Below are 24,922 nucleotides of genomic sequence, written 5' to 3' on the forward strand. Positions count from 1 at the left end.
GCCATCAGGCTTTCCATGTCTCGTCGAGGCGCACCGACCAGATCTGCGGATGGAATTTTAAGTTGCGGACCGCCTTGCGCTTGACCAGGAAATTGTCGCCACCGGCCGGCAGGATGGCCGGAACCTCTTCGTGCAGGATCGCCTGCATCTCGGCATAGATCGCCTTTCGCTCGGGCGCGCCGGCGGTCACCATGGCCTTGCTGTAGAGCGCCATGTAGCGATCATGCTCGGGTCCCCGCCAGTGCCCGCTCTCGACATTGCCGCCGCGCATGCGGAACAGCGAGATGCCGGGATTGCGCGAGCCGACCGCGGTCATGGCGAATTTGTGGAAATTGCCCTGGGCGAGATCGTTATTGCCGGTGCGGAACTGGATATAGCCGTCATTCGGCCGCTCCTCGATCGCCATCGTGATGCCGGCATCCTTCACCGATTGCTGCAGTACCTGGAAATAGACCGGCACTTCCGGCAATTGCGGGCTGAAATAGAGCGTCGGCAGCGTGATGCCATTGGGATAGCCGGCTTCCGCGAGTAGCGCCTTGGCCTTGGCGACGTCGCGGCCCTTGGGCCGGGCCACGAAGTTGGGATCGGTGACGACCAGATGGCTGTCATTGCCGACCCAGCCAAAGCGCCCGCCATAGGCGATGCGCACGATGGCCTCGCGGTCGATGGCATAGGCGAAGGCCTGACGGACGCGCTTGTCGAGGAAGGGCGAGCCCGGGTGCTTGGGCAGCTGGATGACGAAATGGTAGCCGCCCTTGGCGGTTGCGACATCATAGGCCGGATCGTCGCCGAGTTGGCGAACTGCCCGGGGATCGATGCTGAAGACCACATCGAACTGGCCGGCACGCAGGCCGTTGAGGGCCGCTTCCTGCTGGCCTTCGCGGTTGTGGCATTCAACGCGGTCGAGGAAGGGAAAGCCCTGGCGCCAATAGCGGTCGAACCGCTCCATGATCAGCGACCTGTTCGGGTCGGTCGAGACAATGCGGAACGGGCCGGTGCCGATGCCGTCGAAACCGATCGTGTCGATCGGCGCGGCCGGCATGATCACGCTGTTATATTCGGCCAGGATATAGGGGAACTCGGAATTACCGGTGTCGAGCGTGAAGCGAGCCCGGAGCTTGTCGAGCGCCTCGATCGAAATGATCTGGCCGGCAAAGGGCGCATTCTTGCGGTGATATTCGAAGGAGGCGACGACATCGCGCGCGGTCAGTTCGCGGCCATCATGGAACAGCACGCCCTCGCGGACGGTCACGTCCCAGACATTCATCTTGGCGTCGGTCGGCTCGATCTTGGAGGCGAGTTCATATTCCCATTCGAGCTTCTCGTTGACCCAGGTCAGGCAGTTCCATTGCAGCCGGGTATTGGCATCGACAATGAAATAGGGGTGCTTGGCGGAGCGGGCATCGGAGGAGCGGCGATTGGCCGAGAGCTGGGCATAGACCAGGGTGCCGCCGCGCTTCGGCGCTTCCTGGGCTATGGCGGGTCCGAGCAGGGCCTGATCGAAGGCGGAGAGCAAGGCCGGGCCGGCGAGGCCGGCAGTCAGGAATGTGCGGCGGTCAAAAGCGGTCATGGATGGCTCCGTCGATGGTCGGCGCGAGAAATCGGGTTCAGGAATGGCGGGCCGGGGCCGCGCCCATGTCAGGCGCGCGAGACGCCGTCCCACATGATCGACCAGTGCTGGGGGTGGTTCTTCAGCCCGATCACCGATGGGCGCTTGATCAGCACATTGTTGCGCCCGGCCGGCAGGAGAGCTGGCACCTCTTCGGCGCAGATCTTCTGCATCTCGGCATAAATCGCCTTGCGCTCAGCGGCGCCCGCGGTGACCATGGCCTTCCCATAGAGCTCCATGTAGCGGTCATGCGCCGGGCCCGACCAATAGCCGGATTCGTTGTTGGCGCTGCGCATGCGGAACAGGCTGATACCGGGGTTGCGCGGTCCGACCGCCGTATAGGCAAACTTGTGGAAATTGCCCTTGGTCACATCGGCGTCGCCGGTGCGGAAATTCAGGTAGCCGTCATTCGGCCGCTCCTCGATCGGCAGGATGATGCCGGCTTCCTTCACCGTTTCCTGCACAACCTGGAAGTAGCGGGCCATTTCCGGCCATTGGGGCGCGTAATAGAGCGTCGGCAGAGTGATGCCGTTGGGATGGCCGGCTTCAGCCAGCAGGGCCTTGGCCTTGGCCAAGTCGCGGCTGACCGGACGGGCCACGAACATCGGGTCCGTGCCGGCGAGATGGCTGTCATTGCCGACCCAGCCCCAGCGCGAGCCACCATAGACGACCCGCATGATCGCCTCGCGGTCGATCGCGAGCGCCAGCGCGCGCCGGATGCGGGCGTCGAGGAACGGCGATCCCGGATGCTTCGGCAGAACGATGACGGCCTGGTCGCCGGATGAGGCGGGGACGATGTCGGTGTCGCGCTCGCCCTGCAGCTGGCGCACAAGCCGCGGATCGATGTTGAGGACGGCGTCGAACTGGCCGGCGCGGAAACCGTTGATGGCCGATTCCATCTGGCCTTCGCGGTTCACCACCTCTAGGCGGTCGAGATAGGGGAAACCCTTGCGCCAGTAGGTCTCGTTGCGCTCCAGCACCATACGGCGCTGGGGATCGGCCGAGACGATCTTGAACGGTCCGGTGCCGATGCCGGTCAGACCGATCTTCTGCCAATCGTCAGCGGGCATGACGACATTGTCGTACTCGGCCAGCACATAGGGGAATTCGGAATTGCCGGCCTCGAGGAAGAACCGGAGCGAATGCTTGCCGGTGACTTCGGTCCGCTGGATCTGGCCGGAGGCGAAATTGCGCCGTCGGTGCAGTTCAAACGAGGCCGCCCAATCGGTGGCAGTGACCTCGCGGCCGTCGTGGAACAGCACGTCGTCGCGCACGCTGACGTCCCAGACATTCAGCCGCGCGTCGGCCGGTTCCAGCTTGGTCGCCAGTTCGGGGACGACCGTCAGATCCTCGTTGACCCAGGTCAGCGTGTTGTAGGCGGACCGGGTGATCAGATCGATCATGAAATAGGGGTGGCGTGTGTTGCTGGCGTCGCCGCCGCGCCGGTTGCCGGAGCATTGCGCATAGGCGAGGCTACCTCCGCGCTTCTGCGCCGGTGCTTGCGCCTGCACCTCGCCGATAAGCGCACCATCGAGAGCAACCATGACGGCCGAGCCGCCAAGTCCGTAGCACAGAAGGTCGCGGCGTGTCGGGTCGGTCATTGATGGCTCCATAGAAATAATCTATGTCGAGTGGCTGTTGCTCCCATTTTCGTAATGGATGGAGATGTCACGGCCATGACGATCCGACGCGGCTCCCGCTCGGCGGAACCTTCGGTGACCTTGCCGGGATTGCGTGCATTCGTGGCGACCGCGGAAGCCCTGAGCTTTTCGGCAGCAGCGCAGGCGCTGGGTGTCAGCCAGCCGACCGTGTCGATCCAGGTCGCCGCGTTGGAACAGGCTTGTGGCGTACTCCTGTTTCAGCGCAAGCCGCAGCTGGTGCTCACCGGTCCGGGGCAGGACCTCTTCGTCATCGCCCGTCTGATCTTGAGCCGAGTCGACGAGTTTGACGCATCGGTCCGAGACCTGCGGGTCATGCAGCGCGGACGATTGTCGATCGGATTGTCCACGCCACATGTGGCCATGCCGCTGATTGCCGCATTTGCCGCGCGGTTCCCGTCGATCCAGATCACCACGATCATCGGCAACACCTCGACCCTGCTTGAGGATGTCGGACGCTGCCGGATCGACATCGGGATCATGACCCTGCTCGACCCGCCCCAGAATCTCGCATGCCAGCTGATCTCGGCGCCACGCCTGGCGATCTGTGTGCGCCGAGACGATCCGCTTGGAGATTTTGCCAGTGTCGAACCAAAGACCCTTGCCGACCGGGCGTTTGTGCTGCGCGAAAGGGGATCAATGACGCGTCAGGTGCTGGAGGCTGGCTTTGAAATGGCTGGCATTGCTCTCAGGGCCGGGCTTGAACTTGGCAGCCGCGAGGCCATGAAGGAGGCGGTTGCCGCAGGCCTGGGCATTGGGGCCTTGTTCGAGGGGGAACTCGGTGATGATGCGCGCCTGCTGGCGATACCCTTTGACCATTTGCCACACCGAACCGGTGTCTATGCCGTGGCAGTGAAGGAATCGCTCGATATCCCCGCGGTGGGTGCCTTCCTCGATCATGTTGCAGGGCGCGATCCATGATGCGCTCCACGTCAGCGGGTTTGATATCGCTGCCGGCAGACCGGTCAGGTCCGCGTCAGGCCTGACCCTGGACTCGTTGCTCCTCGGGCCGGAGGAGAAAGATCAAGTGCTCTCACGCGGGCTGTCTTTGCAGTGTGAGCGTAGTCCTGAATTCGACGTGCGCATGGTTGCGGGGCGCTAAGCACGCCCACGTTTAGACGGGGTTGTCGCATCGACCACGAGCAGCCTCAAATCGGCAGAATGAAAACGGCTACTCGCCAGACTAACAAAACAAGTAAGACAATAGGTGGGTAAAATAGAAGGCTATCTAGAAATCAAATTATCCCCAGAAGTGCGGGATGTATTGTCGGTTCGCCCACTCTCCGCCAATTGGCAACAGATATTGTCTTTCAGTTGATCTGAGGCATGCCGATCAAACTCCACGGCAATCTAGGCTCCAAGGCTCCTTAGTCCGAACGATGTCCGACGCAAGGATCCGTCGGAGTCGAATTCAGGCCAGGCGGTCGTTCCGACAGAGCCAGTCAGCCCATTCGGAGTTGCGTTGATCCTCGATTGCCCGCCGGCATGGGGTAGCGGAACGAGCCCGCGCGCAGCCGCATGCGAACTCAGACCGGCGGACAGAAGATGTCGCGCAGGGTTGCCAGAATCCGTTCCACCTCGTTGCTCGCCAACCGGTAGATGACCCTTTGGGCATCCTTGCGGGCCACCACAAGATTTTCCATCCGAAGCTGCGCCAATTGCTGGCTCGCCGCAGGCTCCCGGAGGCCTAGAACCTGGGCGATCTCACCAACAGGTCGCTCTCCCTCGGCGACCAGACAGAGGATGCGCAAGCGGGCGGGATTTGCCATGGCCTTGAGCAGTCTCGCAGCCTGTTCAGAGGCGGCGATCATGGGGTCGATGGCTGGTTTCGAGACGTCGACAGTCACAGGAGCAAGGGGAGTGATCATGGCGCCTTCTCGGGAAGGGAAACGACTTCGTTGGCTACAAGCGATTCGCAGCCCGATCCGATCATTGCTCAAGATATGAGTTGCGCTGCAATACTCACTTGAAGACGGCTCCCGGCGCGCAACCCAGCCGCTTGAAGATCATGGCAGCCGGGCAGAAGCCAGTAAGGCTAGCCTGCATCATGTTCAGGCCGACGAAGGCTGTGAGCAGATGAAACCACGGCGAGACCCAGATGCTCAAGGCAAGCGCAACGAGCACCATGGCCCCGGCGAACGCGAGAACAGCCTTATCGATGTTCATGTCGGATCACTCCTCACGAGAATGTATATCTGCATATATACGCATAAATGATATTTATGCAACCACCTTGCCGGATTTTGATTGGCGTGCTCCGAGGCAACCGTCCATTGCGCGCTCCCGCATGAGCGGCGGAGTTGCGCTAGCCAACGGAACTGGCGAGGTACCCGGGAGGGAGCGTCACGCGCAGGTTGGCCGAACGCTCAGATCGGAACTCCACCCACAACCGCAGGTCCCGGGTTGGCGCGCCAGTCGGGCGAGCAGGCCGTCGCGCCTCGTTAGGTCGGCGCTCATTGCACGCACCAGGTCTGGCGGGGACTAATCCTCTTTGATCCCGAACCTTCCCAGGCCCGGCAGATTGATTGCCGGACGGCGGAATTCGACACCCGCCACTGCGCCAAACAGGTTGACCTCTATTCCCTCCACCCACCCGACACTGAACCCGCCATAACCGCCAAGATTCAGCCGGAGACCAGTGCCGGACGGCGTCACCGCCAGCCAACGGCCATCGTAGGGATAATCCTTTCCGATGGCTGTGGTCGGCAGCTTCAGACCAAGCTCGGGGGCCACAGTCATCACATTGGCAACGAACGTGTTGGAGTTCGGCCCAGGCCACGCCTGATAGTCTCCCACGGTGCGATAGCGGTACTCTGCAATCGCAGCCTTGATCCGGGGGATGGCTGCTGCGGCCTGAGCGCCATCAACCGCAAGGACGACCTCAGGCGCACGGCCAAACCAGCGACCATCGGGCGGAAAGCCGTTGACGCGGATAGGATCGCCCCAGGCGGTATAGTCATAGCGCTGGTAGGCGGAAGCTCCCTCCTCCTTCACGACGATCCAGCAATGGGTGGCAAAGATTCCACGCCAGCGCACCGTGCGTGCGGCAAACACGCGAACGACCGCCTGGCGGTTGACGGCCGCGGGCGGCAATAGACCAGCACTGGACCGATCAGCGTTCCGCCAGTCGCGCGTGGCATCACTCTGGAAATAGAGGCCGGCCGCGACGGCTATTGGGGCGACGAACACAATCAGGAAGGCGAGGCTGACGCGCCTGCCGACGCGGGACAGGCGCGGCCTGAGAGGACGGCTAACGGCGATGTCAGTCATGGTCTTCCAACGGCAGCGATATGGCTATCACGACGTTGCTCGGTGTCGGAATTGAGATCGCGTGGCGGCGGCAGAACGCCGCAACCCGCGAGCAGCTCGCCAAATCTAGCTGGCGAGCTTGCGAGCCAAATTGTTCTCTTCACCCGGACGCTCCTTTGGGGCGTCCAATTGCCGCGTCTGTCGGAGTGCCGCCTGCAGGGCCTCCATCGCAGCCACATCGCCCCCCGCTACCAGCCGATTGCCGGTCGCACGGGTGATCGCCTCATAGCCCATGTTTGCTGCGGCCCCCTTGAGGGTGTGCAAATGGGTTTCAGCCGCATCCCGATCGCCTCTGCTTACGGCGAGATGAAGCGCCTCGACAATCGTCTCGGCATCCCCCCAGAACGACTGGACCAGAGCACGGCCAGCATCCGGACCAATCTCTCCGAACAGCATGTCCCGATACTCGGTATTGATGAGCATCGTTGCATCGCTAGCAGCGGTGGACGTGTTTTCAGCAACGGTATCTGAACCTGCGACGGCCAGAGCATCGTCCAGCTTGGCGCGGGTAATAGGCTTGGCAAAGAATGCGTCCATACCTGCGTCCAGACAGGCCTGCCGATCGGATGCGAAAGCGTTGGCCGTCAGGCCGACAATCGGTGCGTCGCGACTAGCTCCGCGGCCGCTGCGAATCGCTCGGGTCGCCTCGACGCCGCCCATCTCGGGCATCTGCATGTCCATCAGGATCAGGTCGTAGCGGCACTCCGCCGCCCTTGCTACAGCCTGCTGGCCATTCTCCGCGACCACGACCTCATGTCCGATGCGCTTCAGAAGGAGGGTCGCGACTTCCTGGTTCACCTTGTTGTCTTCCGCCAGCAGGATGCGCAGGCTGCGCTGGATGGCGGGCAAGGGATTGGCGCGGACTGCACCCGTCTTGCCCTCTGCGACATGGCCATCGACCTTGCGGACGGGGATCTCGAACCAGAATGTCGAGCCCACACCGGGGCTGCTGTCGCAGCCGATCTCACCGTCGAGGGCCTCGATGATCCGCTTGCAGATCGCAAGTCCAAGACCAGTACCCCCGAAGCGCCTCGTAATCGAAGCATCGACCTGGGAGAATTCCCGGAACAGGCGGTCACGCGACTCCTCAGGAATTCCGATGCCGGTGTCGACGACAGAGAAGCGCAGGCGTGGCAGGACATCCAACACCCCTTCGCGCGCCTCGACCCGGATGGTGATTCCCCCCTCCTCGGTGAATTTGGCCGAATTGCCGACCAGATTGATCAACACCTGGCGGATGCGGCTTCCATCGGTATGAACCACGGCCGGCAGCTCAGGAGCCATCTGGACATCGAGCGAGAGGTGCTTGGCATGAATCCGAGCTCCGAGAATATCGACGGTAGAGGAAACAATTTCCTTCAGGACAACATCGGTGGCGTCGAGCTCGATCATGCCGGAATCGAGCTTTGAATAGTCGAGAACGTCGTTGATGATTTCGAGGAGCGCCTCTCCGCAACCGTGGATGGTTCTCAGGTAACTGTGCTGGTCGTCATTCAGATCGGTCTGCTCGAGAATGGATGACATGCCGATGATGCCGTTGAGAGGCGTGCGAATCTCGTGGCTCATCGTGGCAAGAAACGATGTTCGAACTTCGGACGCCGCTTCCGCACGGTCGCGAGCCTCGCGCAGGTCGCGTTCAGACGTCTTGCGTTCCGTCACATCTGTATAGGTCCGAACGACGCCGCCGCCGGCCAATTGCACACTGCGCACCTCCAGGACAGTACCGTTCGGCCGGGTGCGCTCGTAGACTGGCAGTGCTGTCGACAGACCCCCTGACTGGACATAGTCACGGAGCGCGTCGGGAATATCCTTGCCCGCGACGCCGAACTCATCTGCCCGCCACTGGTATTCAAGCAGCTTTTGGAACGACAGACGTTCCGCCATCAGAGTCTCCGGCAGGTCTAGTAGCTCCAAGGCTCGGCGGTTGATCACGGCAACCTGCTCGTTGGCATCAACCATCAGGATGCCTTGGCTCATGTTGTTCAGCGTCAGGTCGAGTTCGCGCGACTTTTCCGCAGCCTCCGCCCGGCTTGCCGACAGTTCATCGATGACATGGTCGAGGCGCCGACGATGGCGAACACCCAGCGCGATAACCACCAAGACCACCACGGACATCGCCAACGCGATAAGGCGCATTCTCCAGGCGGTCGCGGCCCGCGCGGCGGCCGCATCGGTGTCACCGACCGACACGGTCACGATCAACGGATGGTCCTCGATGGCCCGATAGGCTGTGACCGTCACGCCATCGCCCGTCTCCGAGGGCCGGTCAAATATACCGATGGAATTATAGAGGACCCTCTCGAAGAACTGGGGATCGTCCAGCCTGCTGCCGAGATTGTCGGCGGAAAGGCCGGCGCGTGCGCGGACAACCTGATCACGCCCCACGACCGCGATGCTGCCGCTGCGCCCTAGATCAATTGATTCATAGAATCGGGAGAGCCGATAGGGATCGAGGGATGCCACGACAACGCCGGCAAACCGGCCTTCTGCATCTGTGATCCGGCGCGTCAGCTGAATCGACCAGCGCCCCGAAGCCCGCCCAAGCACAGGCTTGCTGATGAACAGCATGTCTGCAGGGCCCTGGACCTGCACACGGAAATGCTCGCGATCGCTAAGGTCAAGGCCCGCGCTGGCTCCGGGGGTCGTGGTCGAGTGCATGATGCCGTCGCGGCCGATCAAGGTGAATTGCAGCGCAAGATCGGTGAAACTGTACTGGTTCTTCACCCAGGCCTGGAGATCGAACGCCGCGGGATCGCGCAGGAAATCCTGACGGATGAACTTGATCGTATGGTCGACCTCAGTAAGCGAGCGGGCAATATGCTCCTCGAACAGGCGGGCGTAGTTGCTTGCAGTTTGCGACGCCGACCGATGCGCAAACTCGCGCTCCTGACGAATGTCCGTCTCCACGCCGGTCCAGATCAGAGCAATCATGGCGAGGCCGAGCCATGTGACTGTGGCAGCAGCACCGCGCAAGGTGCGGTGTGCGCGAAGATTGGTCTGCTGCATCGGAGGAAAACCCAAGGATCACGGACGGGGATTTCATTGTCGCCCACGCAAGCTCGACAACTCGTTAAAATTGTATCCCTGGCTCTACAACCGGAAGGCCTGACTAATAATCTCTTGCACAAGCCCGGCGCATTGGCGGATCCGGCTATTTGCAATCAGTTTACCGCCACTGGTGGTTTTCCTTGCGTCAATCGCTTGCATTGCCCCACGGTTGTGATGACCAAGGAGACAACCATGACCATCATGATCGTTGACGACACCGAGACCAACCTGATGGTGCTCTCCGCGCTGGTGAACAGGCTTGATATCGATCAGATCCAGACCTTCAAGGATCCGCGACTTGCTCTTGTCGCACTCGAGACAGGGAGGCCCGACCTCATTCTTGTCGACTACATGATGCCTGGATTGGATGGCGTGTCGTTCATCTCGGAGGTTCGCCGCAGAGCGCACCTCGACGAAACTCCGATCGTCATGGTGACGACGAGCGACCAGCGCGCTGTGCGGCTTGAGGCGCTCGAAGCAGGCGCCTCCGACTTTATTCACAAGCCAGTTGACCCTGCGGAATTCAAGGCGCGCGTACGCAATCTGCTACGCCTCGCTGAAGCCCAGAGAAACCTTCGCGATCAGGCCGCTTGGCTCGCAGAAGAGGTCGCGAAGGCGACCCGCACGATCCTGGTCCGTGAAGAGGAAATTGTCCTGCGCCTCGCCCGAGCTGCGGAGCTCCGCGATCGCGACACGGGCGAACACATCACGCGCATGGCCCGCTATGCCGAAATGATCGCGCAGAATCTCGGCCTTGATCCGTCCTACAGCGCCCAGATTCACCTGGCCGCGCCGATGCATGACATCGGCAAGATCGGGATTGCGGATTCCATCTTGCTGAAAGCCGGGCCACTGACTGCAGAAGAGCGGCTGGCGATGCAGGAACATGCGCGCTGCGGCGGCGAGATCCTGGCCTGCTCGTCATCGGTTTTGATCCGACTGGCAGGCGAAATCGCTCTCGCCCACCACGAAAGGTTCGATGGCACCGGCTATCCTCATGGGCTATCCGGCGAAGCGATCCCGTTGTCGGGACGCATCACCGCTGTGGCCGATGTTTTCGATGCACTCACATCCACACGGCCATACAAGAAGGCATGGAGCGTCGACCAGGCCCGCGACTATCTGATCGCCGAAAAGGGCCGCCATTTCGACCCGGCCTGCGTCGATGCCTTGCTTAAGAGCTGGGGCGAGGTGACCGCGATAGCCAGCGACACCGAGCGCTTGAGCGAGGCCGCCTGAGGACTGAGCGCTGGATACCCTGACGGCCGGGGCCTCTAGCAGCGTTGGGACCTTGTGTCTCCGTCGGGGCGGGTAGGCATCAGTTCGACGCCGACGAAATCACGCGCTCCAACACCTTGCGCGCCCTGGCCTCGATGGCGGAGCGCGCGACATGCCGCCCGCCATCCACCACACGTCGCCCCGAAACATAGACGTCACGGATCGAGCCGGCCGACGGCCCGAACACCCAGCTGTCGAGCATCGCATCGCCTTGGCGCCCGGCAAAGGCGATGTGGTTGGTGTCCAAAACGACGATATCGGCGACCGCCCCCACCTGGATGCCCTGAACTCCGAGGCCCAACGCCTGGCCGCCACCGGCAAGGCTCGCCTCGAACAGCGTGCGCCCGGTGGATGCACCCCGCGGCGCCAGCGCATTGCGCCGCCGAAAGCCGAGCCTCTGCGAATATTCGAGCGTTGCGAGTTCGCCCGACACCGAGATCGCGACATTCGAATCGGTGCCGACGCCGAAGCGGCCACCCTGCCCGAGATAATCCGCACCCGGAAAGATGCCGTCGCCGAGATTGGCCTCCGTCACCGGGCAGAGCCCGACGACCGCCCCCGACCGCGCCATGGCCGTGACCTCGGCTGGAGTGACATGGGTCGCGTGGATCAGGCACCAGTTGGGGGCAAGCTCCACAGTGTCGGTGAGCAGTTCAATCGTCCGCCGGCCGTGAACGGCGAGGCAGTCCTCGATCTCCTTCACCTGCTCGGCCACATGGATGTGGGTCGGCACATCCGGGAAGGCCTGGACCAGCACCTTCAGTTCGTCGAGGGTTGCGGCCCTCAGCGAATGCGGCGCGATGCCGAAGCGGCCGCGCGGATAGACTTGGGTCGCCGCGGCACAGCCGCCGGCAAGCCGCCCGAAGCTGTCGATATCGTTGATGAAGCGCCGCTGGCCTTCGCTCGGTGCCTGACCACCGAAACCGGAATGGGCGTAGAATACCGGCAGCAGCGTGATGGCAAGCCCGGTCTCACTGGCCGCTGCCACGCAGCGCCGCCCGAGCTCCGCAATGTCCGCATAGTGGCGGCCGTCCCGGTCATGGTGGAGATAGTGGAACTCGCCGACGGTGGTGAAGCCGGCTTCCAGCATCTCGACATAGGCAAGCGCCGCAATCGCCTCGACATCGTCGGGGTCGAGCGCCAGCGCGAAGCGATACATCCAGTCGCGCCAGGTCCAGAACGAGTCGTCCGATTGGCCTGCCACCTCGGCCATGCCTGCCATGCCGCGCTGGAAGGCATGGGAATGGAGGTTTGGCAGACCGGGCAGCGCCGCGCCGGCAATCCGCGCGATGCCGGCAGCCTCGGCACCGGGCTCGACGGCCGAGATCCGGCCCTCGGCATCGATCGTCACCAGGACATTGTCGGCCCAGCCTTGCGGCGTGAGCGCGGAGCGGAAGCTGAGCTTGTGCATCGGAACCCTCATGCTAGCTTCCGTCATAACCAAAGCAGACGCCCGGCGCACGGGTCTGCACGACGGATTTCAGGACCTCTCGCATGCAAGTCGATCGTGTCTTCACCAATTGCCGGGTGGCCACGATGGCCGCCGGCCATCCGGGCCTCGGCACCATTGACCGCGCCACCATCGCGGTAGCGAATGGTCTGATCGCCTGGATCGGACCTTCCGCGGAGGCTCCAGCCCTGGCCGCGTCCGAGACCATCGACCTCGGGGGCCGGTGGGTCACGCCGGGACTGATCGACTGCCATACCCACATCGTCTTTGCCGGCGACCGCTCCGACGAATTCGAGCGGCGCTTAGCCGGCGAAACCTATGCCGACATCGCCCGTTCGGGCGGCGGCATTGCCGCAACCGTCAGGGCGACGCGCGCGGCCAGCGAGAACGACCTCGTCCGCCTGGCTTCCGCGCGCCTCGATGCGCTCGCCGTCGAAGGGGTGACCACGGTCGAGGTCAAGTCGGGCTACGGCCTCGACGTTGAGACCGAGCTGCGCCAGCTGCGCGCCGCGGGGCGTCTCTTGGCTGAGCGCGCCATGCGCATCGAGCCGACCTTTCTCGGCGCCCATGCCGTGCCGCCTGACATGGACCGCACCGCCTATCTCGACCGGCTGTGCAACGAGATGATCCCCCGCGTCGCGGCGGAGAAGCTCGCAGGCGTGGTCGATGCCTTCCAGGAATCGATCGCCTTTTCGGCCGATGAGGTCGACCGCGTGTTCACGGCGGCACGGGCCGCGGGGCTCAAGGTGAAGCTCCATGCCGACCAGCTGACCGATTCCGGCGGCGCGGCATTGGCCGCCCGCCATCAGGCGCTCTCGGCCGACCATCTGGAATACACAAGCGAGGCCGGCGCCGCCGCGATGGCTGAAGCGGGCACGGTCGCCGTCATCCTGCCTGGCGCCTTCTTCATGCTGAAGGAGACGCAGAAGCCGCCGATCGAAGCCTTCCGCAAGGCCGGTGTCTCCATGGCGGTGGCAAGCGACCTCAATCCAGGCTCGGCGCCGATTGCCTCGTTGCGCGTCTCGGCCACCATGGCTTGCGTTCTGTTTGGAATGACTGTGGAAGAGGTCATGCTCGGCATGACCCGCCATGCGGCAAAGGCTCTCGGCCGCTCCGATATTGGCACGCTGGAGACGGGCAAGCGCGCCGATCTCGCGGTCTGGTCGGTCGACCGGCTCGCCGAGCTCGTCGCCAAGATCGGCCCGACGCCGCTCCATGCCCGCTATCTCGGCGGCATCTGACGTCAGGAGGTCCCCATGGACTGGTCAGCCAAGCAATATGTGAAGTTCGAGGACGAACGCACCAGGCCGGCGCGGGACCTCGTCGCGGCCATCCCGACGCGCGATCCGCGCCGGGTGGTCGATCTCGGTTGCGGTCCGGGCAACACCACCGAACTGCTGCTTGAGGCTTATCCGAAGGCGGAGATCGTCGGGCTCGATTCCTCCCCCGACATGATCACCAATGCGCGGGCACGCATGGCCCATATCCGCTTCGAGGTGGCCGATCTCACCACCTGGAAGCCGGATCCGGCGGCGCCCGTCGACATCATCTATTCCAATGCGGTGTTCCAGTGGGTGCCGGGTCACGAGACAATCCTGCCGCGGCTCATCCATCTCTTGCCCGAAGGCGGCACGCTGGCGATCCAGATGCCCGACAATGTCGGCGAGCCGAGCCATATCGGCATGCGCGAGGCGGGCCGGGCGGGACCCTGGGCCGAGCGGATCAGGGCGGCCGGCGCCGACCGCGAACCGCTCGCGTCGCCGGCCTGGTACTATGACCTCCTGAAACCCCATGCCGCCCGCGTCGATATCTGGCGCACCGCCTATCACCACCCGATGGTGGGCATCGAGGGCATTGTCGAATGGTTCAAGGGCTCCGCGCTCCGGCCATACCTCGCGCAGCTCGACGCTTCGGAGCAGGCGGCCTTCCTCGACCTCTACCGCAAGGCGATCACCCCGCATTATCCGGTTGCCGCCGACGGCAAGGTGCTGCTCGCCTTCCCGCGCCTGTTCATCGTCGCCACCCGCTGACATTCCCCGCGCCCGCACAAGACGGGCCGGATCCATCCCCATGAGGAAACATCCATGAACCAGATCGATCTCAAGGGCCGCGTCGCGGTCATCACCGGCGGCGCGCGCGGCATCGGCTATGGCGCCGCCGAGCGGATGTTGTCGTCCGGCGCCTCCGTCGCGCTTTGGGATGTCGATGCCGCCCGCCTGAAGGAGGCGGAAGCAGCCCTCGGCAAACTCGGCAAGGCGACAAGCCATGTGGTGGAACTGACCGACGCAGCATCCGTGCAGGCCGCGACGGACGCCGTCGTGGCCGCCCATGGCGGCATCGACATTCTCGTCAACAATGCCGGCATCACCGGCGGCAATGGCAAGACCTGGGAGCTGGAGCCGGATATCTGGCGTCAAGTGATCGACGTCAATCTGGTCGGCCCGTTCCTCACCTGCCGCGCCATCGTGCCGGTCATGCTGAAGAAGGGCTACGGCCGCATCGTCAACATCGCCTCCATCGCCGGCAAGGACGGCAATCCCAACGCGTCGCACTATTCCGCCTCGAAGGCCGGCCTGATCGGGCTGACCAAATCGCTCGGCAAGGAACTGGCGACCTCGGGCATCCTGGTCAACTGCATCACACCGGCCGCCGCCAAGACCGAGATCTTCGATCAGATGAAGCAGGAGCATATCGACTTCATGCTGTCGAAGATCCCGATGAACCGCTTCCTGCAAGTGAACGAGGTCGCCGCCATGATCGCCTGGCTGGCCTCGGAGGACTGCGCCTTTTCCACCGGCGCGGTCTTTGACATTTCCGGCGGACGGGCGACCTATTGATCCCAGGCCCTGACGGCTTGTGCATCGCCCTTGTGCAGTGCACCATCACGGTGGACCTGAACGCGGGAGCCCTGCCCTGATCGATGCCGCCCTGACGATCTGCATCGTCGACGAGAGCCGGTCGCGCGCCGCCATCATCGAGGACGGACTGCGCGAGGCGGGCTACCGGCGCATCGTGCACATCGACGAGATGACCAACCTGCTGGCGAGGCTCTATGCCACCGACCCTGATGTGGTGGTCATCGACCTCGAAAACCCCTCCCGTGACGTGCTGGAACAGCTCTTCCAGGTCTCCAAACTGGTCAAGCGCCCGGTCGCCATGTTCGTCGACCAGTCGGATACCCGCATGATCAATGCCGCCATCGAGGCCGGCGTCTCGGCCTATGTCGTCGACGGCCTGAAGAAGGAGCGGGTGCGCGGCATTCTCGACATGTGCATTGCGCGTTTCCACGCCTATTCGAAGCTTCAGGGCGAGCTCGACCATGCGAAATCCCAGCTCGAGGAGCGCAAGATCGTCGAACGGGCCAAGGGGCTCTTGATGAAGCACAAGGGCATTTCGGAAGACGAGGCCTATGCGCTGATGCGCCGGCGCGCCATGAACGAGAAAAAGAAGATCGGCGACATCGCGAATGCCGTGGTGACCGGCCTGGAGATGCTCGGATGAAGCGGCTGACCATCGGTTTCATTCCGCTCACTGACGCAGCGCCGCTGATCGCGGCCCATGAATGCGGCTTTGCTGCCGATCAGGGCCTGGAACTCGATCTGGTGCGGGAAGTCTCCTGGGCGAATATCCGCGACAAGCTGTCGGTCGGCCTGTTCGACGCCGCCCATATGCTGGCGCCGCTTGCGCTCGCCTCCGCGCTTGGCATCGGCCATGTGAAAGTGCCGCTGATCGCCCCGGTCACGCTGGCGCTGAACGGCAATTGCATCACCGTCTCGACGGCCTTTGCGCGCGAAATGGGCGAGATCCCCGATGATCCCCTGGCTGCCCTGCCCTTGATCCGGGCCGCGATCGAGCGGCGGGCCAGTGCAGGCTTGAGCCCGCCGGTCTTCGCCATGACCTTCCCGTTCTCCACCCACAATTATCTCCTGCGCGCCTATCTCGCCGCGGGCGGCATCGATCCCGACCGCGACGTACAGCTGGTGGTGATCCCGCCGCCGCTCATGGTCAATTCGCTGGAGAAAGGCCTGATTGACGGGTTCTGCGTTGGCTCGCCCTGGAATTCGCTGGCCGTCGACCGCGGCATTGGCCGCATTCTCTGCCCGACCTCTGCGCTGTTCTCCGGGATACCCGAGAAGGTGCTGGCCATCGGCGCCACGCCTGACGCCGGCACCTCCCTCGCCCTCGTAGCGGCGGTCGCCCGTGCGGCCGCCTGGTGCGCTGATCCGGCCAATGCGCGGACGCTCGCCGACATGTTGGCCGCGAAACATTATCTCGACGTCGCTGCACCCGTTGTGCTGCGCACGATCGAAGGCCGCCTGGTGCTGGAGCCGGGCGGACCGCAGATCGATATTCCCGACTTCATTCGCTACGACGTGCCGGATGCCGTCAGGCCGAATGCCGGCCGCTTCGCCTGGCTTTATGCGCAGATGGTGCGCTGGGGCCAGACCCGCTTCGATCCCGCTGCCATGGGTCAGATCGAAGCCTTGATCCGCGCCGACCTGTTCGATCGGGCGCTCGAATCAATGCCCGTGACAGCCGCCGCGATTGTTGCCGGCGATCCCGTCGGCGCGCGCATCGACCGGCCCTTCAATCCCTTTGATATCGGCGGCTATCTCGCCGGATTCGACGCCCGCGGACTGCCGGCAGGCACGCGATGAAAATTCTTGCACTGCACAACGATACGGCAGCTCTGCCCGCGGTCTGCTGAAAGATCGCGCCGGGCCTGGCGAAACGTAATCCCGGGCCACTTTTCGCAACACACTGATTTCTTGGAACGATTCTGATCGCGGGCAACTTGGCACGCGGCTTGTATCTCCCTTTGTCAAGCGAGGGTCAGGTTGGACCTCCGTCCCGGCCCAACAGAGGGCCATCAGCAACGCCGCTGACAGACGTTCGACAGATCGGATTGCGCGCTTCGACGAAGCGCCAGCGAACCGGAGTCGGGCCGAAGTCAGCGGTTTTTTGCGTTTCGGGCGACCGGAACGGCAGGCAGGCGGGAGAAGGCGGGCTTTCGACGACCGGCAACAAGCGGCGCGAAGCAGGCCACCAGGGGAATGAACCGATTGCGCGCCGCAGGGCGCGGGCCCGAGGGCCGTCAGACAGGAAAGCGACGATGAGCAAGACTGTTTCCGCCAGCACGAGTGTTGCCCGCGCGATCGATCGCCGATCGCTGCTGAAGTCCACCGCCGCGACCGCTGCCCTCTTCGCCGCTGCCAAGGCAGCGCTGCCCGGCGGCGCCTTTGCCCAGGGAACTGGTCCCGAAGTGAAGGGCACCAAGCTCGGCTATATCGCACTGACCGATGCGGCGGCGCTGATCATTGCCAAGGAAAAGGGCTTCTACGCCAAGCACGGCGTGCCCGACATGGACATTTCCAAACAGGCCTCATGGGGCGCGACGCGCGACAACATGGCGCTCGGCACCAAGGCCAACGGCATCGATGGCGGCCATATCCTGCGTCCCAAGACCCATCTCTACACCACCGGCAAGGTGATGCAGAACGGCCAGCCGCTGCCGATGTACACGCTCCTCAACCTCAACGAGGACGGCCAGGCGATCTCCGTCTCCAACGAGTACAAGGACCTGAATGTCGGCAAGGATGCCTCGCCGCTCAAGGCCGCCTTCGAGCGCAAGAAGGCTCAGGGCAAGGAACTCACCGCCGCAATGACCTTTCCGGGCGGCACCCATGACCTGTGGATCCGCTACTGGCTGGCCGCCGGCGGCATCGACCCGGACACCGACATCAAGGTGATCACCGTTCCGCCGCCGCAGATGGTTGCCAACATGAAGGTCGGCAACATGGACTGCTTCTGCGTCGGCGAGCCGTGGAACGAGCAGCTGGTCAACCAGAACATCGGCTATTCGGCGTTGACCACTGGTGAACTTTGGTCGCGCCATCCGGAGAAGATTCTCGGCATGCGCGCCGACTGGGTCGACGCCAATCCGAAGGCCACCCAAGCCATCCTGATGGCCGTCATGGAAGCCCAGCAATGGTGCGACGCCATGGCGAACAAGCAGGAACTGGCCGAGATCGTCGGGCGCCGTCAGTGGTTCAATGTGCCGGTCAACGACATCAACGGCCGCCTGCGCGGCGACATCAATTACGGCAACGGTCGCAAGGTGAATGCGCCGGAACTGCGCATGAAGTTCTGGGGCGAGGGCGGGACGTCCTCCTACCCCTGGAAGAGCCTCGACACCTGGTTCGTCGCGGAGAACATCCGCTGGGGCAAGTTCGAGCCGACCACCGACATCAAGGCGCTCGTCGACAAGACCAACCGCTCTGACCTGTGGCTGCAGGCGGCCAAGACGCTGGGCGTCGCCGGCGTGCCGACCTCGGATTCCCGCGGCGTTGAGACCTTCTTCGACGGCGTGAAGTTCGATCCGGCCGACCCCTCCGCCTATCTGCGCTCGCTGAAGATCAAGCGCGCCCAGGTCTGATCCCTCACCGCCCGGCACTGCGCCGGGCGGCCTTCCGCCTTTCGGAGACCGACATCATGACGCGCCCCGCGCTCAAAGCAGTCGAGGATACCGGTTCGGCCATCGCGGCACCCGTCGCCGAGGTGATCCGGCTGGAGGTGCCCACCGGCCCGACACGCCGGGAGCGGCTGCGCGGCCAAGCGATCGGCGTGGCCTCCGCAGTTATCCCGCCGCTGATCATGCTGGCGCTGATCCTGCTGGTCTGGGAACTGCTCTGCTCGGGCGCCAACGCGACGCTGCCCCCGCCTTCGCGCGTCTGGGCCGAGGCGAACGACCTGATCCTCGATCCGTTCTTCGTCAATGGCAGCCAGGATATCGGCCTTGGCTGGCGCGTGCTGACTTCGCTGCAGCGGGTTGCGATCGGCTTCGGGCTCTCGGCCGTGGTCGGCATCATGGTCGGCGCCCTAGTCGGGCAGTCGACCTGGGCCATGCGCGGCCTCGACCCGATTTTCCAGGTGCTGCGCACCGTGCCGCCGCTCGCCTGGCTGCCAATCTCGCTTGCCGCCTTCCGCGACGCCAATCCGAGCGCAATCTTCGTCATCTTCATCACGGCGATCTGGCCGATCCTGATCAACACCTCGGTCGGCATCCGCAACATCCCGCAGGACTATCGCAATGTCGCCGCCGTGCTGCGGCTGAACCATTTCGAGTTCTTCTGGAAGATCATGCTGCCCTCGGCGGCGCCCTATATCTTCACCGGCCTCAGGATCGGCGTCGGCCTCGCCTGGCTCGCCATTGTTGCCGCCGAAATGCTCACCGGCGGCGTCGGCATCGGCTTCTTCATCTGGGACGCGTGGAACTCCTCCAAGCTGCCCGACATCATCATCGCCCTCGTCTATATCGGCCTGATCGGGTTCGTCCTCGACCGGTTGATCGCAGCGCTCGGCAATGTCGTCACCCGCGGCACGGCCGCGAACTGAGGAGACGCCCCATGGCACGCCAGGTCCCCTATCTCCTCATTGAAGGCGTGGAGAAGACCTTCACCCGCGGCAGCACCTCCAACAATGTGCTGCACAACGTCTCGATCGCCATCGAGCAGGGCGAGTATGTCTCGATCATCGGCCATTCGGGCTGCGGGAAGTCGACATTGCTCAACCTCATCGCCGGCCTCACGCCGGTGACCTCGGGCGGCATCCTGCTCGAGAACAAGGAGGTCAATTCGCCGGGCCCCGACCGCGCCGTCGTCTTCCAGAACCACTCGCTACTACCCTGGCTGACGGTCTACGACAATGTTCGCATGGCCGTGGACAAGGTCTTTTCCGGCCGCAAGTCCAAGGCCGAGCGCCATGACTGGACCATGCATGTGCTGGATCTCGTCCATATGGGCCATGCCAAGGACCGCCGTCCCGGCGAGATCTCCGGCGGCATGAAGCAGCGCGTCGGCATTGCCCGCGCGCTCTCCATGGAGCCCAAGATCATGCTGCTCGACGAGCCCTTCGGCGCGCTCGACGCGCTGACCCGCGCGCATCTGCAGGATTCGATCATGCAGATCCACGCCGCGCTGAAGAACACCATGATCATGATCACCCATGACGTCGACGAGGCAGTTCTGCTCTCTGACCGCATCATCATGATGACCAACGGCCCCTCCGCCACCATCGGCGAGGTACTCGACGTCACCCTGCCACGTCCGCGCAAGCGGCTCGAACTGGTCTCCAACCCGACCTACATCAAGGCGCGCGAGGCGGTACTCAAGTTCCTCTACGAGCGCCACAAGTTTGTCGAGGCGGCTTGAGAGCAGGGCGATCCCATGTCGGAACGTCTCGTGATCATCGGCAACGGCATGGCCGCCGCCAAGCTCGTCGAGGAGATCGGCAAGCTTGGCCTCGGTCGCTACTCGATCCTGGTGATCGGTGCCGAGCCGATGCTCGCCTATAACCGCGTGCTTCTGTCCTCGCTGCTGGCGGGCGAGGTTGCCCGCGACGACATGGTGCTGAAGAACCGCGACTGGTGGCGCGCGCAAGGCGTCACGCTTCTCTATGGCGAAGCCGCAACCGCCATCGATACCCATGCAAGGACCGTGGTGCTCGACAGCGGCAAGATCATCCCGTTCGATCGCCTGGTGATCGCCACCGGCTCGACGCCGATCCGCCTGCCCAAGCCCGGCATGGACCTGCCCGGCGTCCTCACCTTTCGCGACCATGACGACGTCTCCGCCATGCTGGATGCGACGAGCCCGGTGACCCGCGCGGTGGTTATCGGCGGCGGCCTGCTCGGCATCGAGGCGGCACACGGACTGTCGAAAACCGGGGCGCGCGTCACGCTCATCCACCTGATGGACCGGCTGATGGAACGCCAGCTCGATCCCGAAGCCGCCGTCCTGCTCCGCCGCGAACTGGAAGCCCGCGGCATCGAGATCATGCTGGGCGCCGATACGGCCGCAGTCGAGGGCGATGCTTGTGTCGAAGCCGTGCGACTGACCGATGGCCGCGTCCTACCCGCCGACATGGTCATCTCGGCAGTCGGCATCCGCCCCAATGCCGAACTGGCCCGTGCGGCAGGCCTCGCCGTCAACCGCGGCATTGTCGTCGACGACGGACTTGCGACCTCCGACCCCGCCATATCAGCGCTCGGCGAATGCGCCGAGCATCGAGGCACCTGCTACGGGTTGGTGGAGCCGGCCTATGATCAGGCCAAGGTGCTCGCGGCTCGTCTGTGCGGTCGGCCCGCCGCCTATGCCGGCACGGTGCTCGCCACCAACCTGAAGGTCTCGGGCATGCCGGTCTTCTCGGCCGGCGACTTCATTGGCGCCGAGGGAACAGAGGCCATCATCTATCGCGATCCAGGCCTCGCCACCTATCGCAAGCTGGTGCTGAAGGACGATGTGCCCGTCGGCACGGTACTGGTCGGCGAGACAGGCGACGGCCTCTGGTATCTCGACCTGATCCGTCGGGGTGAAAAGCTCGGTCCCCTGCGCGAGGCCATCGTCTTCGGACGCAGCTTCGCCGAAGCGGCCTGAGGCGCCCATGAACGCCTTAGGGACCTTGCCGAAGCCGGTCGCCACCGCCTGCCCCTATTGCGGGGTCGGCTGCGGCGTCCTGATGACGGCGGATGCCAGCGGCGCGATCACGGCCTCGGGCGATCCCGACCATCCCGCCAATCGCGGCCGGCTCTGCGTCAAGGGCTCGGCGCTAGGCGAGACCATCGGCCTGGAAGGCCGCCTGCTCCACCCAATGATCCGATCGCGCTCCGGGACGCTGGAGCGGGTCTCATGGGACAGTGCGCTCTCGGCCACCGCCGAGGGCTTGTCCCGCATCGCGCGGACCCACGGCCCCGACGCCGCCGCCTTTTATCTGTCGGGCCAGCTTCTGACCGAGGATTATTACGCGGCCAACAAGCTGATGAAGGGCTTTGTCGGCACGGCCAATGTCGACACCAATTCCAGGCTCTGCATGGCCTCCTCGGTTGCCGGCCACCGCCGCGGCTTCGGCTCGGACACGGTTCCCGGCACTTACGAGGATCTCGACGAGGCCGATCTGCTCGTCCTGGTCGGCTCGAATGCCGCCTGGTGCCACCCGATCCTCTGGCAGCGCATGCTCGCCACCAAGCAGGCGCGCGGCGCCAGGATCGTCGTCATTGACCCGCGCAAGACCGCGACCTCGGCCGATGCCGATCTCATGTTGGCGATCCGTCCGGGCATGGACGCCGCTCTCTTCTCAGGACTGCTGGTGCATCTCGCCGAAACCGGCGCGCTGGACCGCGCTTATATCGACGCCCATACGACCGGCCTGGACCAGGCCCTTGCGAGAGCGCGCGAGATCGCGCCGACGCTCGCCGCAACTGCGATCACCTGCGGCTTGCCCGAGGCCGATGTCGCAACTCTCTTTGCCTGGTTTACCGCCAACCCCCGCGTGGTCACGCTCTACAGCCAGGGCGTCAATCAATCGGCGCAGGGCACCGACAAGGTCTCCGCCATCCTCAATTGCCACCTCGCCACCGGCCGCATCGGGCGTGTGGGGATGGGACCCTTTTCGCTCACCGGCCAGCCCAATGCCATGGGGGGGCGCGAGGTGGGTGGCCTCGCCAACATGCTGGCCGCCCATATGGGCTTTTCCGGCACCGAGATCGACCGGGTCGGCCGGTTCTGGGGCGCGCCACGCATGGCCGAGCGCGAGGGCCTGAAGGCCATCCAGATGTTCGATGCGGTGGAGGCCGGCAGCATCAAGGCGCTCTGGGTGATGGCCACCAACCCGGCCGTCAGCCTGCCACGCGCCGATGCTGTCAGGCGGGCCATGGCGGGCCTCGACCATTTCGTCGTCTCGGAGAACATGCTCTCCAACGACACCGTCAATTCCGGCGCCCATATCCTGCTGCCGGCCGCCGCCTGGGGCGAGAAGGACGGCACCGTCACCAATTCGGAGCGGCGCATCTCGCGCCAGCGGCCCTTCCTGCCCTTGCCGGGCGAGACTCGACCAGATTGGTGGATCATTGCCGAAGTCGCCAAGCGCATGGGCTATGGCGAGGCCTTCGACTGGCCGGATGTCGCCTCGATCTTCCGTGAACATGCAGCGCTCTCCAGCTTCGAGAACCGGGGCAGCCGCGATTTCGACATTGGCGGCTTCAGCCACCTGAGCAATTCGGACTATGAGGTACTTGCGCCTGTCCAGTGGCCGGTGCGCACACCGACCGATCTTGGCGACAAGAGGTTCTTCGCCGAAGGTGGCTTCTTCACGCCCGACGCACGCGCCCGCTTCATCGCCATCGATCAGCCGGACCTGAAGGCGGAGCCCGATCCGGCCTTCCCCTATCTGCTCAATACCGGCCGTATGCGCGATCACTGGCACACGATGACGCGCACCGGCAAGGCGCCGACGCTCGGACGCCACCGCGTGGAGCCCTTGCTCGAAATCCATCCCGACGATGCCGCCGTCGAGGGCCTCGCCGCGGGCGATCTTGCCGAGGTGACCTCCACCCATGGCAAGGCGACGCTCAGGGTCGCTGTCGAACCAGGCCAGTCGCGCGGGTCGCTGTTCGCGCCGATCCACTGGAATGGCGAGACCGCCAGCCACGGCCGCATCGGCGCGCTGGTCCAGCCCTTCACGGACCCCTGGTCCGGGCAGCCGGAGATGAAGGCGACCCCCGTCTCCCTGACGCGCGTTGCGCCGGGCCTGGAGGGCTTCATCCTGTCGCACGGCGCAGTCGACCTGCCGGCTGGCACGGTCTGGGCCCGCGCGGCGATCGATGGCGGGCTCGGTACGGTGTTCGCCGCACCGCAAGGGCTCGATGCGCCCGCACTGGCTCGGACACTCAAGCCGGAAGGCGGCTCGATCAGCGAGTTCGAAGATGCCGCCCGCGGGGTCTATCGCGCGGCGATCTTCGATGGCGAGCGCCTTGTTGCAGTGCTGTTCGCCGCACTTGGCGGCAGGCCATCCTGGTCGTGGATCGAAACCCAGTTCGGGGCGCCGGAACTCTCGCCACTCGCCCGCAAGGCGCTGCTCTCCGGGCGCTCGCCCGACGGCCTGGCCGATGCAGGTCCCACCATCTGTGCCTGCTTCGCCATTGGCCTCACCGCCATCAAGGCGGCGATCGCCCACGGTGCCTGCGACGTCGATGCCGTCGGCGTGGCGCTCAAGGCCGGCACCAATTGCGGATCCTGCCGGCCGGAGATCAAGCGCGTGATTGAGACGCTGAACGGCCAAGCAAGAACCCTAGCCTAAAGCCGGCGCCTGCTGGCATCAATCGGGGTCGCGTGCCAGATAGACCGCCGCCAAAGCGATCGCCGCAGGCAGGGCCTGCACGAACAGGATCGAGGTCTTGGAGGTCAGGCCGCCATAGAGGCCAGCGACCAGGACACAGCCGAGGAAGAACAGCTTGAGCGCGTGGCGCATGGTCTTCGGCGCTATCAGGCTCCAGAACAGGCCGGCGGCGAGGAAGCCATTGTAGAGACCCTGGTTCGCCGCCAGCACCGCCGACTGGGCCGCAAACTCGGGCGTCAGGTTGAACGAGCGCTGGCCGAAGGGCGTGTTCCAGAAGAACATCTCGATCACCAGGATGCCGACATGTTCCAGCGCGATAAGGAGGACGAGAAGGCGGGCAACAAGGCTCATGGGGGCTCCGGCAGGAAGGGCGGCGTCTCGGTGCAAAACACGCGGTTC

20 protein-coding genes are annotated in these 24,922 nt (G+C 64.3%); 12 read left to right on the forward strand and 8 right to left on the reverse strand.

The features are described 5' to 3' along the window. Nucleotides 1-4 precede the first annotated feature (4 nt). Nucleotides 5-1,570 carry an ABC transporter substrate-binding protein gene (locus E8L99_RS05290; RefSeq protein WP_137098568.1) on the reverse strand — a complete coding sequence of 522 codons (1,566 nt, stop codon included), beginning with the start codon at nt 1,568-1,570 and terminating at the stop codon, nt 5-7. 68 nt (nt 1,571-1,638) lie between these two features. Beyond that, nucleotides 1,639-3,210: an ABC transporter substrate-binding protein gene (locus E8L99_RS05295; RefSeq protein WP_168201579.1), complete on the reverse strand. Its 1,572-nt coding sequence runs from the start codon at nt 3,208-3,210 to the stop codon at nt 1,639-1,641. Between the two features lie 75 nt (nt 3,211-3,285). Between E8L99_RS05295 and E8L99_RS05300 the strand changes: the two genes are divergently transcribed. Next, nucleotides 3,286-4,188 (forward strand): LysR substrate-binding domain-containing protein, encoded by a 903-nt coding sequence (locus E8L99_RS05300; RefSeq protein ID WP_168201580.1) that lies wholly within the window; start codon nt 3,286-3,288, stop codon nt 4,186-4,188. Between the two features lie 605 nt (nt 4,189-4,793). On the opposite strand, the gene E8L99_RS05305 is transcribed toward E8L99_RS05300, so the two are convergent. From E8L99_RS05305 to E8L99_RS05320, 4 genes are all read right to left on the reverse strand, one after another. Further along, nucleotides 4,794-5,135, reverse strand: coding sequence for an ArsR/SmtB family transcription factor (locus tag E8L99_RS05305; RefSeq protein WP_137098571.1), 342 nt, complete (start codon nt 5,133-5,135; stop codon nt 4,794-4,796). 94 nt (nt 5,136-5,229) lie between these two features. Next, nucleotides 5,230-5,433, reverse strand: coding sequence for a YgaP family membrane protein (locus E8L99_RS05310; RefSeq protein WP_137098572.1), 204 nt, complete (start codon nt 5,431-5,433; stop codon nt 5,230-5,232). Between the two features lie 315 nt (nt 5,434-5,748). After that, nucleotides 5,749-6,537, reverse strand: a complete 789-nt coding sequence (locus E8L99_RS05315) for a DUF3750 domain-containing protein (RefSeq protein WP_137098573.1) — start codon at nt 6,535-6,537, stop codon at nt 5,749-5,751. A 105-nt stretch (nt 6,538-6,642) separates the two neighbouring features. Further along, nucleotides 6,643-9,582 carry an ATP-binding protein gene (locus E8L99_RS05320; RefSeq protein WP_137098574.1) on the reverse strand — a complete coding sequence of 980 codons (2,940 nt, stop codon included), beginning with the start codon at nt 9,580-9,582 and terminating at the stop codon, nt 6,643-6,645. A 234-nt stretch (nt 9,583-9,816) separates the two neighbouring features. Here E8L99_RS05320 and E8L99_RS05325 point away from each other — a divergent pair, with 234 nt between their 5' ends. Continuing rightward, a complete protein-coding gene (locus tag E8L99_RS05325) occupies nt 9,817-10,863 on the forward strand; it encodes an HD domain-containing phosphohydrolase (RefSeq protein WP_137098575.1) in 1,047 nt (348 codons plus the stop codon). 79 nt (nt 10,864-10,942) lie between these two features. On the opposite strand, the gene E8L99_RS05330 is transcribed toward E8L99_RS05325, so the two are convergent. Then, nucleotides 10,943-12,313 (reverse strand): formimidoylglutamate deiminase, encoded by a 1,371-nt coding sequence (locus E8L99_RS05330; protein ID WP_137098576.1) that lies wholly within the window; start codon nt 12,311-12,313, stop codon nt 10,943-10,945. Between the two features lie 83 nt (nt 12,314-12,396). Here E8L99_RS05330 and hutI point away from each other — a divergent pair, with 83 nt between their 5' ends. From hutI to E8L99_RS05380, 10 genes are all read left to right on the forward strand, one after another. Then, nucleotides 12,397-13,593 carry an imidazolonepropionase gene (hutI, locus tag E8L99_RS05335; protein ID WP_137098577.1) on the forward strand — a complete coding sequence of 399 codons (1,197 nt, stop codon included), beginning with the start codon at nt 12,397-12,399 and terminating at the stop codon, nt 13,591-13,593. Between the two features lie 15 nt (nt 13,594-13,608). Then, the gene (tam, locus tag E8L99_RS05340; protein WP_137098578.1) at nt 13,609-14,382 is read left to right on the forward strand and encodes a trans-aconitate 2-methyltransferase; all 774 of its coding nucleotides are present in this window, start codon (nt 13,609-13,611) and stop codon (nt 14,380-14,382) included. Nucleotides 14,383-14,436: 54 nt separating this feature from the next. Next, the gene (locus tag E8L99_RS05345) at nt 14,437-15,189 is read left to right on the forward strand and encodes an SDR family NAD(P)-dependent oxidoreductase (protein WP_137098579.1); all 753 of its coding nucleotides are present in this window, start codon (nt 14,437-14,439) and stop codon (nt 15,187-15,189) included. A 79-nt stretch (nt 15,190-15,268) separates the two neighbouring features. Continuing rightward, entirely contained in the window at nt 15,269-15,853 is a 585-nt protein-coding gene (locus tag E8L99_RS05350) for an ANTAR domain-containing response regulator (RefSeq protein ID WP_137101965.1), read from the forward strand. After that, nucleotides 15,850-17,010, forward strand: coding sequence for a CmpA/NrtA family ABC transporter substrate-binding protein (locus tag E8L99_RS05355; protein WP_137098580.1), 1,161 nt, complete (start codon nt 15,850-15,852; stop codon nt 17,008-17,010). Before E8L99_RS05350 ends, E8L99_RS05355 begins: the two co-directional genes overlap by 4 nt. Nucleotides 17,011-17,465: 455 nt before the next feature. Beyond that, nucleotides 17,466-18,788: a CmpA/NrtA family ABC transporter substrate-binding protein gene (locus E8L99_RS05360; RefSeq protein WP_137098581.1), complete on the forward strand. Its 1,323-nt coding sequence runs from the start codon at nt 17,466-17,468 to the stop codon at nt 18,786-18,788. Nucleotides 18,789-18,844: 56 nt separating this feature from the next. Next, nucleotides 18,845-19,747: a nitrate ABC transporter permease gene (gene ntrB, locus E8L99_RS05365; protein ID WP_137098582.1), complete on the forward strand. Its 903-nt coding sequence runs from the start codon at nt 18,845-18,847 to the stop codon at nt 19,745-19,747. Between the two features lie 11 nt (nt 19,748-19,758). Beyond that, entirely contained in the window at nt 19,759-20,562 is an 804-nt protein-coding gene (locus tag E8L99_RS05370; protein ID WP_137098583.1) for an ABC transporter ATP-binding protein, read from the forward strand. Between the two features lie 15 nt (nt 20,563-20,577). Beyond that, nucleotides 20,578-21,786, forward strand: a complete 1,209-nt coding sequence (locus E8L99_RS05375) for an NAD(P)/FAD-dependent oxidoreductase (RefSeq protein WP_137098584.1) — start codon at nt 20,578-20,580, stop codon at nt 21,784-21,786. A gap of 7 nt (nt 21,787-21,793) precedes the next feature. Continuing rightward, complete coding sequence (locus E8L99_RS05380; RefSeq protein ID WP_137098585.1) at nt 21,794-24,484, forward strand: nitrate reductase; 2,691 nt, start codon at nt 21,794-21,796, stop codon at nt 24,482-24,484. An 18-nt stretch (nt 24,485-24,502) separates the two neighbouring features. Here E8L99_RS05380 and E8L99_RS05385 read toward each other — a convergent pair whose 3' ends face one another. Then, nucleotides 24,503-24,874, reverse strand: a complete 372-nt coding sequence (locus E8L99_RS05385) for a DUF1304 domain-containing protein (RefSeq protein WP_137098586.1) — start codon at nt 24,872-24,874, stop codon at nt 24,503-24,505. Nucleotides 24,875-24,922 lie beyond the last annotated feature (48 nt).

Origin of the sequence: Phreatobacter aquaticus (genome assembly GCF_005160265.1) — a bacterium.
In the GTDB taxonomy this organism is placed as follows: Bacteria; Pseudomonadota; Alphaproteobacteria; order Rhizobiales; family Phreatobacteraceae; genus Phreatobacter; species Phreatobacter aquaticus.

What these genes read in the sequence shown, in the direction of transcription:
- E8L99_RS05290 (WP_137098568.1), bottom strand. Translation starts at nt 1,570, where the DNA reads ATGACCGCTTTTGACCGCCGCACATTCCTGACTGCCGGCCTCGCCGGC.
- E8L99_RS05295 (WP_168201579.1), bottom strand. Translation starts at nt 3,210, where the DNA reads ATGACCGACCCGACACGCCGCGACCTTCTGTGCTACGGACTTGGCGGC.
- E8L99_RS05300 (WP_168201580.1), top strand. Translation starts at nt 3,286, where the DNA reads ATGACGATCCGACGCGGCTCCCGCTCGGCGGAACCTTCGGTGACCTTG.
- E8L99_RS05305 (WP_137098571.1), bottom strand. Translation starts at nt 5,135, where the DNA reads ATGATCACTCCCCTTGCTCCTGTGACTGTCGACGTCTCGAAACCAGCC.
- E8L99_RS05310 (WP_137098572.1), bottom strand. Translation starts at nt 5,433, where the DNA reads ATGAACATCGATAAGGCTGTTCTCGCGTTCGCCGGGGCCATGGTGCTC.
- E8L99_RS05315 (WP_137098573.1), bottom strand. Translation starts at nt 6,537, where the DNA reads ATGACTGACATCGCCGTTAGCCGTCCTCTCAGGCCGCGCCTGTCCCGC.
- E8L99_RS05320 (WP_137098574.1), bottom strand. Translation starts at nt 9,582, where the DNA reads ATGCAGCAGACCAATCTTCGCGCACACCGCACCTTGCGCGGTGCTGCT.
- E8L99_RS05325 (WP_137098575.1), top strand. Translation starts at nt 9,817, where the DNA reads ATGACCATCATGATCGTTGACGACACCGAGACCAACCTGATGGTGCTC.
- E8L99_RS05330 (WP_137098576.1), bottom strand. Translation starts at nt 12,313, where the DNA reads ATGCACAAGCTCAGCTTCCGCTCCGCGCTCACGCCGCAAGGCTGGGCC.
- hutI (WP_137098577.1), top strand. Translation starts at nt 12,397, where the DNA reads ATGCAAGTCGATCGTGTCTTCACCAATTGCCGGGTGGCCACGATGGCC.
- tam (WP_137098578.1), top strand. Translation starts at nt 13,609, where the DNA reads ATGGACTGGTCAGCCAAGCAATATGTGAAGTTCGAGGACGAACGCACC.
- E8L99_RS05345 (WP_137098579.1), top strand. Translation starts at nt 14,437, where the DNA reads ATGAACCAGATCGATCTCAAGGGCCGCGTCGCGGTCATCACCGGCGGC.
- E8L99_RS05355 (WP_137098580.1), top strand. Translation starts at nt 15,850, where the DNA reads ATGAAGCGGCTGACCATCGGTTTCATTCCGCTCACTGACGCAGCGCCG.
- E8L99_RS05360 (WP_137098581.1), top strand. Translation starts at nt 17,466, where the DNA reads ATGAGCAAGACTGTTTCCGCCAGCACGAGTGTTGCCCGCGCGATCGAT.
- ntrB (WP_137098582.1), top strand. Translation starts at nt 18,845, where the DNA reads ATGACGCGCCCCGCGCTCAAAGCAGTCGAGGATACCGGTTCGGCCATC.
- E8L99_RS05370 (WP_137098583.1), top strand. Translation starts at nt 19,759, where the DNA reads ATGGCACGCCAGGTCCCCTATCTCCTCATTGAAGGCGTGGAGAAGACC.
- E8L99_RS05375 (WP_137098584.1), top strand. Translation starts at nt 20,578, where the DNA reads ATGTCGGAACGTCTCGTGATCATCGGCAACGGCATGGCCGCCGCCAAG.
- E8L99_RS05380 (WP_137098585.1), top strand. Translation starts at nt 21,794, where the DNA reads ATGAACGCCTTAGGGACCTTGCCGAAGCCGGTCGCCACCGCCTGCCCC.
- E8L99_RS05385 (WP_137098586.1), bottom strand. Translation starts at nt 24,874, where the DNA reads ATGAGCCTTGTTGCCCGCCTTCTCGTCCTCCTTATCGCGCTGGAACAT.